The sequence below is a fragment of the Gluconobacter morbifer G707 genome, assembly GCF_000234355.1.
GTDB lineage: Bacteria > Pseudomonadota > Alphaproteobacteria > Acetobacterales > Acetobacteraceae > Gluconobacter > Gluconobacter morbifer.
Genome location: NZ_AGQV01000001.1, coordinates 126,559 through 139,707 on the forward strand (window position 1 = coordinate 126,559; position 13,149 = coordinate 139,707).

A 13,149-nucleotide genomic window follows, 5' to 3' on the forward strand; every position below is an offset into this window, starting at 1 on the left:
GCGGGAGATGACACTCTGCTAGGAAATGCCTTTCATTGGTACCAGGGTGCTTATTCTGGTGGGATGTAACGGACTTTTCTTCTGCCATTGTCATTTTTCATATCCTTATGTCTGGAGTTGTCCCCTTGTTCTCTTCGAGGTGACAGGCTGGATGATAGGCTATGCCTACTGGAAAAATCAATAGGCAAAACCTAGTGGACAGTAGGCGATGCCTATTTTATGATGACCGTCATGGATGATTGGGCGACAAGACTGAAGCGCTTTCGAACGGCGACGCGCCTTTCTCAGGCCAAAGTGGCGCGGGCACTCGGGATTGCTCCTGCCTCCGTAGCGCAGTGGGAGATCGGGCGTTCAAAGCCCTCTCTGGATCGACTGCCTGCCATTGCAACGCTTTATGATGTCAGTCTGGAAGAGTTGTGTGGTCCTGATCTGGGCTCTCCCGTGGAGGCATTGCAGGCGGCGAAAACGCCAGAGCGACGCCACCGTCGCATCCCGGTTTCTGGCTTTGTCTCGGGTGCAGACCGTGTCGTGATTTATGCCGATGGTGACATTCTCCAGGACGGCGACGTCGAACTTCCGTTTGGAGGATATGACGGTCTGGTTCTGCGGGTGAATGGAGAATCCATGGTCCCGCGTTACAAGCCAGGAGAAGTGGTGGGGATTCATCTGCCGGGAAAAAACCATTTTTCGCTCAAGATGATCGGCAAGGACGTGGTGGCGAAGCTGGCGGACGGACAGATGGTTCTGAAGACCGTCATGCCCGGCAAAGACAGTCATTCCTTCGTGCTGGCTTCTGTCAATCCGCTGGTACCGCCCATTTTTGATCCACGGATCGAATGGGTTGCCCCAATTGAATTCCATCTGATCGGATAGACCGGAAGGATTTTCTCTTCCGGGAGCCTGCGGGCTCGTGCCCGAAGGATTGTCCTGGTTCTGTAGAGAGCCCATAACCATCCTTCCCGGACTGGAAAGGATTTTTCATGAGGTTCCGTCGCATTTTCCTGCCAGCCATGGCTGCTTTTCTATTGTCGCCCCTGTCCGCCATGGCGCGGGACGGGATGCCGGAAGCCTGTGACAATGCAAAATTTTTCGCGGATCAGCAGGGGCTGGAACAGGGTGGCCCGTCGCATCTGGATCTGCCGGAGCATATCTGTGGTCAGGTGATTGCCGTGGCGTCCCGGGCGCGCAGGACACGCAGCGGCTGGCATGGCTATTTCTATCTGTCGGTCGGCCGGGGTGTCTCCATTCGCATCGTTTCCGATCTGGATGAAATGAATGCGCCGCAGTGGCCGTGGGTGCGTAAGGGCGATCAGGCGGAAGTTCAGGGACGTTATTATTACGACAGCCTGCGCCGTCAGGGTGTTGACTGGACCCATCATGGTACGGGCCGCAAATGGGCCTGGCCGGGTTATGTTATCGTCAATGGCGCCCGGTACGAGTGACAAAATGAAAAAAGGCCCGGAGAGAGACTCTCCGGGCCTTTACTGTCAGACGAAACCTGAGTCTTTTTCAGCTTGTGGCTTCGTCCTTTTTCTCTGCTCCGTCTTCGCCTTTTGAAGAAGAATTGCCCTCGATGATGTCGAAGTCCAGGGCATCGTTCCTGAGACCGATTCTGACAGCGCCCCCATTGGCCAGACGGCCGAACAGAAGTTCCTCCGCCAGTGGCTTCTTGATGTTCTCCTGAATGACGCGCCCCAGGGGACGGGCACCATAGAGGCGATCGTAACCCCGTTCCGCCAGCCATTCCTTGGCCGCGGAGGAGATCTCGATCGTGACGTGACGATCTGCCAGCTGGGCCTCCAGCTGAAGAACGAACTTCTCGACCACCCGTCCCACGGTTTCCGGCGTCAGGTTGGCGAACGGAATGATGGCGTCCAGACGGTTACGGAACTCCGGTGTGAAGAGGCGTTTGACGGCTTCCTCGTCCTCGCCGCTGCGAACGGTCCGGGCAAATCCGATCGCCTCCTTGGACAAGTCAGCCGCTCCCGCATTCGTGGTCATGATCAGGATGACGTTGCGGAAATCGACCGTCTTGCCGTTATGGTCCGTCAGACGACCATGATCCATGACCTGAAGCAGGACATTGAAGAGGTCCGGATGGGCCTTTTCGATTTCATCCAGTAGCAGGACTGCATGCGGATGCTGGTCAATGGCGTCCGTCAGCAGGCCGCCCTGATCGAATCCGACATAACCCGGGGGTGCCCCGATCAGGCGGGAGATCGAATGACGCTCCATGTATTCGGACATGTCGAACCGGATCAGCTCGATGCCAAGCGACGAGGCGAGCTGGCGGGCCACCTCTGTCTTGCCCACGCCGGTCGGACCGGAGAACAGATAGTTACCGATCGGTTTTTCCGCATCGCGCAGGCCCGCCCGGGACAGCTTTATCGCCGCCGCAAGAGCGTCGATCGCCTTGTCCTGACCGAACACCATGTTCCGCAGGTCCCGCTCCAGATGGCGCAGGGTTTCACGGTCATCGGCGGAAACGCTCTTGGGCGGAATCCGGGCGATCTTGGCGATGGCGTCTTCCACGTCCTTTAACGTCACCGTCTTGCGGCGCTTGTTTTCGGGAACGAGCATCCGTGCCGCGCCGACTTCGTCGATTACGTCGATCGCCTTGTCCGGCAGCTTGCGGTCATGGACGTACTTGGCTGCCAGTTCGACGGCGCCACGCAGGGCTTCATCCGTGTAGCGGACCTTGTGGTGCTTTTCGTAGCTTCCTTTCAGGCCGCGCAGGATCTTGATCGCATCCTCGATCGAAGGTTCCGGCACGTCGATTTTCTGGAACCGGCGTACGAGCGCACGGTCCTTCTCGAAATGCTGACGGAATTCCTTGTATGTCGTGGATCCGATGCAGCGGAGCGTTCCGGCCGCAAGGGCGGGCTTGAGCAGGTTGGAGGCATCCATGGCGCCTCCCGATGTTGCGCCTGCGCCGATGACGGTGTGGATTTCGTCAATGAACAGGATCGCACCGGGCGTCTGATCGAGTTCCGTCACGACGGCCTTGAGGCGTTCCTCAAAGTCACCCCGGTAGCGTGTGCCAGCCAGAAGCGAGCCCATGTCCAGAGAGTAGATTGTGGCGTCCAGCAGAACGTCAGGCACGTCATTCTCGACGATGCGCTTGGCCAGACCTTCCGCAATGGCGGTCTTGCCGACGCCCGGATCACCGACATAGAGCGGGTTGTTTTTCGTGCGACGGCACAGGATCTGGATGGTGCGCTCGATTTCCTGGTCGCGACCGATCAGGGGATCGATCCGGCCCTGCCGCGCGCGTTCATTCAGATCGACGCAATAGGATGCAAGGGCGCCTTCCTTGGCGGTTTCCTTGCGTTCCTCCCGCTCCGAACCATCCTTGGAGGAAGCGGCCGTGCGCCGGCTGCTGCTCCGGTCCGGAGCCTTGGCGATTCCATGGGAAATGAAGTTGACGGCATCCAGACGCGTCATGTCCTGCAGTTGTAGGAAATAGACGGCATGGCTTTCACGTTCGGCAAACAGGGCCACGAGGACGTTCGCGCCCGTCACTTCATCGCGTCCAGTGCTCTGGACGTGAATAGCCGCCCGCTGGATCACGCGCTGAAAGGCGGCAGTCGGTTTGGGTTCGGTCGGACCTTCCGAAGCCAGCCCGGCAAGATCCTTGTCAAGGAAGTCCGTCAGGTCGGAGCGGAGCTTGTCCAGATCGATACCACAGGCCCGGAAGACCGTCAGTGCATCGACGTCCTCGGTCAGGGCCAGCAGAAGATGTTCGAGGGTTGCGTATTCATGACGCCGATCCCCCGCGAATGTCAGGGCGCGGTGGAGCGTCTGTTCGAGCGTACGGGACAGCATGGGATGGCGCTCCTCTCGACCTCTCGTTGGAAAGGTATCTTGTCGCGGTAGAACGTGTAACGCCAGTCAGAAACGCAGGTGGCAGACAAGAATTTATCCTGCGACAACTTTCTGTGCGGATGGAGGGGTCAGTCTTTCTCGATCGTGCATTGAAGCGGATGCTGGTTCTGCCGGGCCAGATCCATGACCTGCGTTACCTTGCTTTCTGCAACTTCGTAGGTGAACACGCCACAGACCCCTACACCTTTCTGATGTACCTGGAGCATGATGGCCGTGGCCTCGTCCCGGCTTTTGGAAAAGAACCGTTCCAGGACATGCACCACGAACTCCATCGGGGTGTAGTCGTCATTCAGCATCAGGACCTTGTACATGGACGGCTTGCGGGTCCGCGGTCGGGGCCTGGCCACCACGCTGATCTCGAGTTCCTCTTCGTCATCGGGATGCTGCGGGGTGTTCGAATCGGGCGAATCTGGCCCCATCAGGATTCGGGAGCCTGATGGGGCCGGGATGAAACACCCGCCATGGCGGGAAAGACGATCATAAGAAGACATGACCAGTATGATATGGTGTGGGAAGGTCTATTGAGAAGAGGCAAGACAACGGGAAATAGGATGATTTTGCCTGTACGCTGACATGAAATGGACAGGATTTCGCCACGGTTACGAAAAATTAAGGGAAGACTGGCAAACCTTGTGGACGCAGGCTTTTCCATGCGCCTACAGTACCGGGACCTACAGGTGATCTTTCAACCTGAACTGTTTCCGGTGACAACGTCCTGATCGAAGGCTGCCAGATAATGCGTTTCCCGTTCCGCAAGGCTCTTCTCCTGTGCACCATCGCGGCCGTGGGGACAGGGACTGCAAAAGCCCAGTATGTCGGGCATGTGTCCAGCTTCGTGATGGATGCAAAGACAGGGCAGGTCCTGTCTCAGACAGATGCGGATCTTCAGCGCTATCCGGCGTCCCTGACCAAGCTCATGACGCTCTATCTTACCTTCCGTGCCCTGTCGGCCCAGCAGATCAGCCTCGACCAGCAGGTTCCGGTTTCCATTCACGCATCCCTGCAGGAGCCCTCCAAGCTCGGTCTGGTTCCGGGAACGCGCCTGACGGTCGAGCAGGGCATTCTCGGTCTGGTCACGAAATCGGCCAATGACGCAGCCTGTGCCCTCGGGGAATTTCTTGGCGGCGGGGATGAAGTCCGTTTTGCCCAGCTCATGACCCAGCAGGCCCGCGCGCTTGGCATGAGCAATACGACCTTCCGGAATGCTTCCGGGCTGCCGGACCCCGATCAGGTCACGACCGCGCGTGACCTTGGAGTTCTGGCGCAGCATCTGATCACGGATTTTCCGCAGTATTACCATTATTTCAATGTGCCCTCCTTCTATTTCCACCGTCGTTTGGTTCCCAACCATGACCCGATGCTGAAGCTTTATGCTGGCGCGGATGGTCTCAAGACAGGCTATACGGTCGTTGCGGGACGCAACCTCGTTACTTCGGCCCAGCGCGGGAATGTCCGGCTGGTTGGTGTCGTCCTGGGGTCCAGCAGCAACGGGCAGCGTTCCCTCCAGATGGCGAGCATTCTGGACAAGGGATTTGCTTCAGAAGGTGTGGCTCCGCAGCCCCTGCTGCATCCAGTGGCGCCGCGTACCGTCCTGATGGCGTCGGCACGACGGAGCAGGCGTGGACAGCATCAGATGCTTCTAGCGGCGGCTCGTCCCATGGAAGTGGCGGATGCCCCCACGGCGCCGCGGCGTTATGGTCATCTCGTCCATCACACGGCGTCCGTCCGGATGGTTAGTGTCCGTCATGTCGCTACACGCCGCCGCGCGGGCCATCACAGCCGCGGGTAAAAAATCCGCTCCGCCGCTTGCGATCCGGTCAGGAGGGACGCATTTTACCAGCGTCTTGAAAGATTGAGGATCGGGCGCCGATATGGGTGAAAATGCACGCGGCATTGTTCTTTATGATGAGAACGATTTCAGACAGCTGCATGCAGCAGGGCAGCTTGCCGCAGAAACGCTGGACATGATCACGGACCATGTCCAGCCCGGCGTGACTACGGATGAACTGAACCATCTCATTCATGAATTCACGCTGGCCCGTGGAGCTACGCCTGCGCCCCTGAATTATCGTGGCTATCCGAAATCCTGCTGCATTTCGATCAACCACGTTGTCTGTCACGGTATTCCCAGCTCGAAAAAGCTCTCCGAAGGCGATATCGTCAATATTGACGTCACTTCCATCCTGAATGGCTGGTACGGTGATAGCTCGCGGATGTATGTCGTGGGCAAGGTTCCGCGCAAGGCCGAGAAGCTGATCGAGGTGACCTATCGCTCCATGATGCTGGGGATCGAGCAGGTCCGTCCGGGGCATACGCTGGGAGATGTCGGTCATGCCATCCAGACATATGCTGAAAGCCAGCGTTTTTCCGTTGTGCGTGATTTCTGTGGTCATGGCATCGGTCGGGAATTTCACTCTGCTCCCAATGTCCTTCACTATGGCAAGCCCGGTCAGGGTGTGAAGCTGGTGCCGGGCATGGTGTTCACCATCGAGCCGATGCTGAATATCGGACGTCCGGATGTGAAGATTCTGGACGATGGCTGGACGGCTGTGACGCGGGACCGGACACTTTCCGCCCAGTTCGAACACATGGTCGGTGTGACGCAGGAGGGGTGTGAAATTTTCACGCTCTCGCCAAAAGGGTACACGCAGCCACCTTATGGAACAGCCGCATGAAAGCAGCCCTGACTTTTCTTGCGGTCGCACTGGCGGCAGGGCCTGCGCTGGCGGCTCCCGCACTGAGTACGGCGCATGACCCTCTGGCCTTTGGGCCGGACAGGGTGTCTCCCGGCGTTCTGGTGCCTGCGCGTCATGGTATGGTGGTGTCCGCGCAGCATCTGGCTTCGGATACCGGCGCAAAAATCCTGGCGCAGGGTGGAAATGCGATTGATGCCGCTGTGGCGGTTGGATACGCGCTGGCAGTGGTTTACCCGGCGGCTGGAAATATCGGTGGTGGCGGTTTCATGACGATCCGCCTGAAAACCGGCCAGACCGTCTTCGTTGATTTTCGCGAGCATGCCCCGGGCGCGGCAACCGAAACCATGTATCAGGATGCATCCGGGCACGTCGTTCCTGGTCTTTCGACCGAGGGATGGAAAGCGGTCGCCGTTCCCGGAACCGTAGCTGGACTGGACACCATTTTGACGAAATGGGGCAGCCTGCCGCGCACAAAGGTCATGGGGCCGGCCATCACGCTGGCGCGGGACGGTTTCGTGCTGAACGATGGCGATGCCCAGCTTCTGCATACGTCCACCCGTTATTTCCAGAAAGATCCTTACGCCCGGTCATTCTATCTGCACGCGGATGGAACGCCGCTTCAGGCCGGTGACCGCTTGGTGCAGAAGGATCTGGCGCGGACCCTCGACCTGATCGCCCGGAAGGGAGCGAAAGCGTTCTATGAAGGGCCGGTCGCGGCTGAAATCATACGGGCCAGTCAGGAGGGCGGTGGTCTTCTGAAGACTCCTGACTTCACGAACTACCATATCCGGTATCTGGATCCGATCCGCTGTGTCTATCGGGGTTATACTGTGGATACGGCGCCTCCACCGAGTGGCGGTGGTGTCGCTGTCTGTGAAATCCTGAACATCCTTTCGGGTTATGACATGAAGGCGCTCGGTCTCCACAGCGCGTCTGCGACTCAGCGTGAAATCGAGGCCATGCGCCATGCCTATTCGGACCGGCGTGACCTTGGCGATCCGGCTTTCGTCCAGAATCCGATCCAGCATCTGACGGACCCGGTCTATGCGTATCAGATCCGGCGGGGCATTCCGCTGGATCACGCTCTTTCGTCCGGTACGCTTCGTTCCGGCGAGCCACTTCCGGCTCAGACCGCGCAGGCAACGCCTGACACGCAGGAAAAGCACGAGACCACCCAGTTCTCCGTCATGGACCGAAGTGGCATGGCTGTTTCCGCGACCTATACACTCAATGGCTGGTTCGGATCGGGCGTGATGGGGGGGCATACCGGGGTCTGGCTGAATGACGAGATGGATGATTTCTCGTCAAAGCCGGGTGAGCCCAACATGTTCGGTATCGTAGGGTCGAAAGCCAACGCCATTGCGCCCGGCAAGACTCCCCTGTCCTCCATGTCACCGACCATTGTTTCAAGGAATGGCAGGACCGTCATGGTGATCGGCAGCCCCGGCGGGTCCCGCATTCCGACCATTACCCTGTCTGCCATTCTGGGGGTGATCGATTACGGACTTGATATCCGTCAGGCCATCGACCTGCCGCGAATCCATGAGCAGTGGGAACCTTCGGCTGTCGAGATCGAGCCGGGCGCCCTGACGGATGATACCCTGAGAATTCTTCAGTCTGAGGGATATGCTTTTTCCCTGCACAAGCCCTGGGGTGTGGCGGAAGGCATTCTCGCCGGTCGCCCGAACCTTTCCGTCCGGGAAACCGGACTGCTCTATGGTGCGGCTGATCCGCGCCATGCGGGAGGTTCAGCGGTCGGTGAATGATAGGGGGTTGTCAGACACCCCTGTCTTCGTGTTAGGAGAGCGCCGGGAGGTCGGCTTTGGACGGATACCTTGCCAACCCGGTCAGGTCCGGAAGGAAGCAGCCGCAGTGAGTTCTATCCGGGTCAAATGTCCGGCCTTCCACCTCAGACAGCCCCGCGGGCACGATGGTTCATTCCTTCGCCGCCCCGGTCAGAGCCAGCCCGCTCTGGTTTTTCTTCCCGCTCTCTGATGGTTTTTTCCTGTCATGACAGATGAAAACGACGCTCTCCCGCTGCCCCCCGAAAACGGGGGTGGGTTTTTCGGGAATGTTCCAGCGTCTGCGCCCGTCGAGGCACACCCTGAACCTGCCGAGGCTGCGCCGTATCGCGTTCTGGCGCGCAAGTATCGCCCGCAGACATTCGACAATCTGATCGGACAGGATTCGCTGGTCCGTATCCTGCGGCGGGCGTTCGAACTGAACCGCGTGGCTCATGCTTTCATGCTGACCGGCGTACGCGGCGTGGGCAAGACTACGACGGCCCGGATCATCGCCCGCGCTCTCAACTGCATCGGTCCTGACGGCAAGGGTGGCCCGACGGCTGATCCCTGTGGCGTCTGTGTGAACTGCAAGGCCATTCTGGCGGATCGCCATCCTGATGTGCTGGAAATGGACGCTGCCTCGCGGACGGGCGTGGATGACGTGCGCGAAATCATCGAGGCGACACGGTTCCGGCCCATGCAGGCGCGCATGAAGGTCTTCATCATTGATGAAGTCCATATGCTGTCACGGAATGCCTTCAACGCCCTGCTCAAGACGTTGGAAGAGCCGCCGCCGCAGGTGACGTTCATTTTCGCGACGACCGAACTGCGAAAAGTACCGGTAACAGTCCTGTCCCGTTGTCAGCGATTCGATCTGCGACGTGTTCCGCAGTCCCTTCTGGCAGGGCATTTCAGGACGATAGCCCAGCAGGAAGGGGCGACACTCTCGGATGATGCGTTCTCCCTGATTGCCCGCGCAGCGGACGGGTCTGTCCGTGACGGCCTGTCCCTTCTGGATCAGGCTATCGCCCAGGGCGCCAGCGACGCAGCGGCCGTCTCGGACATGCTGGGACTGGCGGATCGTGGTCTGGTCTTTGACCTGCTCGAAGCCCTGATGGCCGGGCGGATTGCCGAGGCGCTGGAAATCAGCGACCAGGCTTATGCGCATGGTGCCGATCTGGGCGTTCTGCTGACCGATCTGCTCGATCTCCTGCATCTTGTTTCGCGTCTGAAGGCTGTTCCGACCCTGCGGGACGGACGTGACCTGCCGGAGGCCGAGCGCCTCCGCGGCGGCGCACTGGCGGACCGTTTGTCCAACACCGCTCTGGGGCGCGCTTGGCAGATCCTGCTGAAAGGTGTGCAGGAAGTGGAGTCCGCACCGGATCGCCGTCAGGCGGCCGAAATGGTGCTGATCCGCCTGTGCCACGCCAGCCAGCTCCCTACGCCGGACCGCCTGATCCGCCAGTTGACGGAAGGCGGCGCGGATCTGACGCTGCCGGTTTCTGCGGGATCATCCGGACCATCCACGTCGCAGGCTTCCTCTTTGTCTGCTTCCTCCCGGCGCATGACGGAGACATCCGGCAATCATGGCCCTCAGGCGCGTGTGCGACTGGTAGCGAATGGCGGCCGGATTATCGTACATGATGCGTCCCCGGCTCAGCCGGATCTGCCTCCGGAGCCGGAACTTCCGCCTGCGCCGCGCACATGGCGGGAGATGGTAGCCCTGACACGCGAAAAGCAGCCGCTTCTGCACGGGACGCTGCGCAACGCGGTCCATCTGGTTCGCTTTTCGCCGCCGGATGTGCAGATCAGGCTGGAAGATTCCCAGACGAAGGCGGACCGGCGTCTCCAGGCTTTTCTGGATGAACTCTTTCCGGGCGTATGGCGCATCAGCCTGTCCACGGCGGAGGGAGAGCCGACGCTCGATGAACAGGGCGCGGAGGTCGTGGCCCTGAACCGGGCGAGCGTGGAGGCGCATCCTCTCGTGCAGGCTATTCTGGAGGCTTTTCCGGGCGCCAGGATCGGAGAAGTGCAGGATCATTCGCTTGACGAATATGGCCTGCCGCCGGAAATCACCACGCCATTGGTAGAGAATGCACCTCCAGATCTGGAATTTGCACCGCTGGATGCCGATTTCCCCGATGAAGACGATCATTACCTGAACGGATAGGAATAGACATGAAGAATCTTGCCGGACTGATGAAGCAGGCCAGTCAGATGCAGTCCAAGATGGAAGAGGCCCAGAGAAACCTGGCCAGTCTCGTTGTGGATGGCACCGCTGGTGCAGGTCTCGTGACGCTCAAGCTGAGCGGAAAGGGCGAGATGCGGGATCTGAAGATCGATCCGAAACTGGCGAATCCCAACGAAATGGAAATGCTTCAGGACCTGATCGTAGCGGCCTATACAGATGCCAAGGCCAAGGCGGAAGCCGCCAGTTCCGAAGCGATGCGCGACGTGACGGGTGGGCTGGATCTGCCGACCGGTCTGAAACTGCCGTTCTGACGATTTCCGTCGCGGAACCGCGGCTATGAAAAGCAGTAACGAGATCGAACAACTGATCGGGCTTCTGGCGCGACTGCCGGGGCTGGGGCCACGTTCGGCGCGCCGGGCAGCGCTCAGCCTCCTCCGTCAGCCGGAGAGCCGGATGCTGCCGCTGGCGCATCTGATGGAGCGGGCAGCTTCTACCGTGCGGACCTGTTCGCTCTGCGGAAACCTCGACACGGCCGATCCATGCCATATCTGTACCGACCCGATGCGTGATCAGGGGCTGGTCTGCGTGGTGGAAAATGTGGGTGATCTCTGGGCGCTGGAGCGTGCCGGGGTGCATCGCGGGGTCTATCAGGTTCTGGGTGGGACGCTCTCTGCGCTGGCGGGTCTAGGGCCAGACGATCTCAATATTGCGCCCCTGATGGGGCGGATCGAAAATGGTGGCGTGCGGGAAGTCATTCTTGCCCTAGGCGCCACCGTCGAAGGCGCCACAACGGCGCACTGGCTTCAGGAACGTCTTGCATCGACCGGCGTCCCGGTATCGCGTGTGGGGCATGGGGTGCCAATGGGCGGCGCGCTCGATGTTCTGGATGATGGAACGCTGGCGGCGGCTCTGACGGCACGGCGTGTTCTGTAATGCCTGCGCCCGACCTCTCTTTCGGCATTTCGTCGGCCGTACCCCGTGTCGCCCTTGTCACGGGCGGCGGCCGGCGTCTGGGGGCTGCTCTGGTCAGGATGCTGGCGCAGCAGGGATTCGCTGTTGCGATCCATTACCATGGCAGTGAAGCCGAGGCCGAAGCGCTTCTGACGGAGATCGGAGGCCGGGGGTGTATCCTGCAGGCGGACCTGGCGTGCGAAGCTGCTGTGGAGACGCTGCTGTCCAGAGCCATGGCGGCGCTGGGACCGGTCGGAGTCCTCATCAATAACGCTTCGGCTTTCGAGCGGGATGAAATCGGGGATGCGACCCGGGAAAGCTGGGACCGGCATCTGGAACCAAACCTGCGTGCTCCTTTTGTGCTATCGCAGACACTGGCCCGGGAGCTTCCGGAAAATGCGCAGGGGCTGATCCTTAATATGCTGGACCAGCGTGTCTGGAACCTGACGCCCCATTTCGTCAGCTATACCATTTCCAAGAGTGCACTCTGGACCCTGACACAGACATTGGCCCTCGCACTGGCGCCACGTATCCGTGTGAATGCCATCGGGCCCGGGCCTGTTCTTCCGGCGCCCCGACAGGCGCAGGCTCATTTCGATCTCATGTGCGCGCGCACACCGCTGGGTCATGGGTCGTCTCCGGACGAAATTGCCTGTGCGGCTCTGGCGCTCTTCAGCCTCCCGTCCGTGACAGGGCAAATGTTAGCCCTTGATGCCGGTCAGCATCTGAACTGGTCACCGGCGTCCTGACACGGCTTCAGGGCCGCAGGCAGATAATCTTCCCGGACAAGGGCGATCGGCGCGTCGTCAGAGGCGCGACGGAGCAGGGCGCGATTTTCCAGAATGATTCCAGGACCGTTTCCCGGCAAGCGAGTATCGAGTCGCTGACGACGGAAACGTGTTTCCCGCACCGCCCGGCCGAACGGTGTGTCTGTTGTATCGAGGAGCCGGTTCATCTCCGCTGTCAGGCGCTCGGGAACATACCAGTTCCAGGCATCCGAAAGCGGTGTTGTCCCGCAGAGGAGCCGGACATGCCGCGTGCGTATCCGCGCGGTATCCTGAACGTCCAGCAGGGTCAGGATTTCCAGGGAGGGCTGGATCAGCGCGGGCAGGTGCATGACCCGGATCGGAATCGGGCATCCTTCCTGAAGCGCGGCCGTTGCGCTGGGTTGGCTATCGAGTCGGGCCTTTAATGCGCGAACAGCTGCGCCATCCAGGGAGACATCCTCTCCCGGACCGGCACAGCCGCCCAGACACGCCATCAGGAAGACAGCACGAACGACATCAGTTGTCGTCGCGATCGTCCTTGTCGGTGTTGACTTCGATATCATTGCTGAGATCGTCATCATCATCGTCGAGATCGTCATCCGGAGCGATGACATCATCGGTATCATCGTCGGTATCCACCAGATCGACTTCGTCTTCCTCACGCTCATCCTTCTGGGCGTTCGGATCTTTCTGTTCCGGCAGCGGACCTTCGCTGCGCTTGAGACGACTGATGTCGGAGGGCTGCGTTGTGCCGCATTTCGGACACACCGCGGGGACGCGGTTCAGATCATAGAAGTGTGCGCTGCATTCAACGCACGTCCGTTTCAGACCGAGTTCGGGTTTTGCCATGTTGCGGAAGCCTGCCAATGCCACGA

The 13,149-nt window shown here is 59.9% G+C and carries 13 protein-coding genes and 1 other RNA gene; 10 read left to right on the plus strand and 4 right to left on the minus strand.

Annotation, left to right across the window (positions count from 1 at the left end; genetic code table 11):
- Positions 1 to 219 precede the first annotated feature (219 nt).
- The gene (locus GMO_RS00530) at positions 220 to 873 is read left to right on the plus strand and encodes an XRE family transcriptional regulator (protein WP_008850266.1); all 654 of its coding nucleotides are present in this window, start codon (positions 220 to 222) and stop codon (positions 871 to 873) included.
- Between the two features lie 107 nt (positions 874 to 980).
- Complete coding sequence (locus tag GMO_RS00535; protein WP_008850267.1) at positions 981 to 1,442, plus strand: DUF3465 domain-containing protein; 462 nt, start codon at positions 981 to 983, stop codon at positions 1,440 to 1,442.
- 67 nt (positions 1,443 to 1,509) lie between these two features.
- On the opposite strand, the gene clpA is transcribed toward GMO_RS00535, so the two are convergent.
- Positions 1,510 to 3,825 (minus strand): ATP-dependent Clp protease ATP-binding subunit ClpA, encoded by a 2,316-nt coding sequence (gene clpA / locus GMO_RS00540; protein WP_008850268.1) that lies wholly within the window; start codon positions 3,823 to 3,825, stop codon positions 1,510 to 1,512.
- Between the two features lie 128 nt (positions 3,826 to 3,953).
- A complete protein-coding gene (gene clpS / locus GMO_RS00545; protein ID WP_008850269.1) occupies positions 3,954 to 4,376 on the minus strand; it encodes an ATP-dependent Clp protease adapter ClpS in 423 nt (140 codons plus the stop codon).
- A gap of 245 nt (positions 4,377 to 4,621) precedes the next feature.
- Here clpS and GMO_RS00550 point away from each other — a divergent pair, with 245 nt between their 5' ends.
- The 8 genes from GMO_RS00550 to GMO_RS00580 all read left to right on the plus strand — a co-directional run bounded on the left by GMO_RS00550 (position 4,622) and on the right by GMO_RS00580 (position 12,256).
- On the plus strand, positions 4,622 to 5,674 hold the full coding sequence (locus GMO_RS00550) for a D-alanyl-D-alanine carboxypeptidase family protein (RefSeq protein WP_008850270.1): 1,053 nt from the start codon (positions 4,622 to 4,624) through the stop codon (positions 5,672 to 5,674).
- 82 nt (positions 5,675 to 5,756) lie between these two features.
- A complete protein-coding gene (gene map / locus GMO_RS00555; RefSeq protein ID WP_008850271.1) occupies positions 5,757 to 6,560 on the plus strand; it encodes a type I methionyl aminopeptidase in 804 nt (267 codons plus the stop codon).
- Positions 6,557 to 8,347 carry a gamma-glutamyltransferase gene (gene ggt / locus GMO_RS00560; protein ID WP_008850272.1) on the plus strand — a complete coding sequence of 597 codons (1,791 nt, stop codon included), beginning with the start codon at positions 6,557 to 6,559 and terminating at the stop codon, positions 8,345 to 8,347. The genes map and ggt overlap by 4 nt, the downstream gene beginning before the upstream one ends.
- A 45-nt stretch (positions 8,348 to 8,392) precedes the next feature.
- Positions 8,393 to 8,489, plus strand: an RNA gene (gene ffs, locus GMO_RS13670) — signal recognition particle sRNA small type.
- A gap of 102 nt (positions 8,490 to 8,591) precedes the next feature.
- Entirely contained in the window at positions 8,592 to 10,535 is a 1,944-nt protein-coding gene (locus GMO_RS00565; RefSeq protein WP_008850273.1) for a DNA polymerase III subunit gamma/tau, read from the plus strand.
- An 8-nt stretch (positions 10,536 to 10,543) separates the two neighbouring features.
- Entirely contained in the window at positions 10,544 to 10,867 is a 324-nt protein-coding gene (locus GMO_RS00570) for a YbaB/EbfC family nucleoid-associated protein (protein WP_008850274.1), read from the plus strand.
- A gap of 25 nt (positions 10,868 to 10,892) precedes the next feature.
- Positions 10,893 to 11,489, plus strand: a complete 597-nt coding sequence (gene recR / locus GMO_RS00575) for a recombination mediator RecR (RefSeq protein ID WP_008850275.1) — start codon at positions 10,893 to 10,895, stop codon at positions 11,487 to 11,489.
- Positions 11,489 to 12,256 carry an SDR family oxidoreductase gene (locus GMO_RS00580; RefSeq protein WP_008850276.1) on the plus strand — a complete coding sequence of 256 codons (768 nt, stop codon included), beginning with the start codon at positions 11,489 to 11,491 and terminating at the stop codon, positions 12,254 to 12,256. The genes recR and GMO_RS00580 overlap by 1 nt, the downstream gene beginning before the upstream one ends.
- Here the strand turns inward: GMO_RS00580 and GMO_RS00585 are convergent.
- Together GMO_RS00585 and GMO_RS00590 are read right to left on the minus strand one after the other, a co-directional pair.
- The gene (locus tag GMO_RS00585) at positions 12,226 to 12,768 is read right to left on the minus strand and encodes a chorismate--pyruvate lyase family protein (RefSeq protein WP_008850277.1); all 543 of its coding nucleotides are present in this window, start codon (positions 12,766 to 12,768) and stop codon (positions 12,226 to 12,228) included. The genes GMO_RS00580 and GMO_RS00585 overlap by 31 nt on opposite strands.
- A gap of 22 nt (positions 12,769 to 12,790) precedes the next feature.
- Entirely contained in the window at positions 12,791 to 13,123 is a 333-nt protein-coding gene (locus GMO_RS00590; protein ID WP_040507541.1) for a TIGR02300 family protein, read from the minus strand.
- Positions 13,124 to 13,149: the final 26 nt, after the last annotated feature.

Bases quoted from the DNA above. Each gene is read 5' to 3' on its own strand.
- GMO_RS00530 (WP_008850266.1), top strand. From the start codon at position 220: ATGATGACCGTCATGGATGATTGGGCGACAAGACTGAAGCGCTTTCGA.
- GMO_RS00535 (WP_008850267.1), top strand. From the start codon at position 981: ATGAGGTTCCGTCGCATTTTCCTGCCAGCCATGGCTGCTTTTCTATTG.
- clpA (WP_008850268.1), bottom strand. From the start codon at position 3,825: ATGCTGTCCCGTACGCTCGAACAGACGCTCCACCGCGCCCTGACATTC.
- clpS (WP_008850269.1), bottom strand. From the start codon at position 4,376: ATGTCTTCTTATGATCGTCTTTCCCGCCATGGCGGGTGTTTCATCCCG.
- GMO_RS00550 (WP_008850270.1), top strand. From the start codon at position 4,622: ATGCGTTTCCCGTTCCGCAAGGCTCTTCTCCTGTGCACCATCGCGGCC.
- map (WP_008850271.1), top strand. From the start codon at position 5,757: ATGGGTGAAAATGCACGCGGCATTGTTCTTTATGATGAGAACGATTTC.
- ggt (WP_008850272.1), top strand. From the start codon at position 6,557: ATGAAAGCAGCCCTGACTTTTCTTGCGGTCGCACTGGCGGCAGGGCCT.
- GMO_RS00565 (WP_008850273.1), top strand. From the start codon at position 8,592: ATGACAGATGAAAACGACGCTCTCCCGCTGCCCCCCGAAAACGGGGGT.
- GMO_RS00570 (WP_008850274.1), top strand. From the start codon at position 10,544: ATGAAGAATCTTGCCGGACTGATGAAGCAGGCCAGTCAGATGCAGTCC.
- recR (WP_008850275.1), top strand. From the start codon at position 10,893: ATGAAAAGCAGTAACGAGATCGAACAACTGATCGGGCTTCTGGCGCGA.
- GMO_RS00580 (WP_008850276.1), top strand. From the start codon at position 11,489: ATGCCTGCGCCCGACCTCTCTTTCGGCATTTCGTCGGCCGTACCCCGT.
- GMO_RS00585 (WP_008850277.1), bottom strand. From the start codon at position 12,768: ATGGCGTGTCTGGGCGGCTGTGCCGGTCCGGGAGAGGATGTCTCCCTG.
- GMO_RS00590 (WP_040507541.1), bottom strand. From the start codon at position 13,123: ATGGCAAAACCCGAACTCGGTCTGAAACGGACGTGCGTTGAATGCAGC.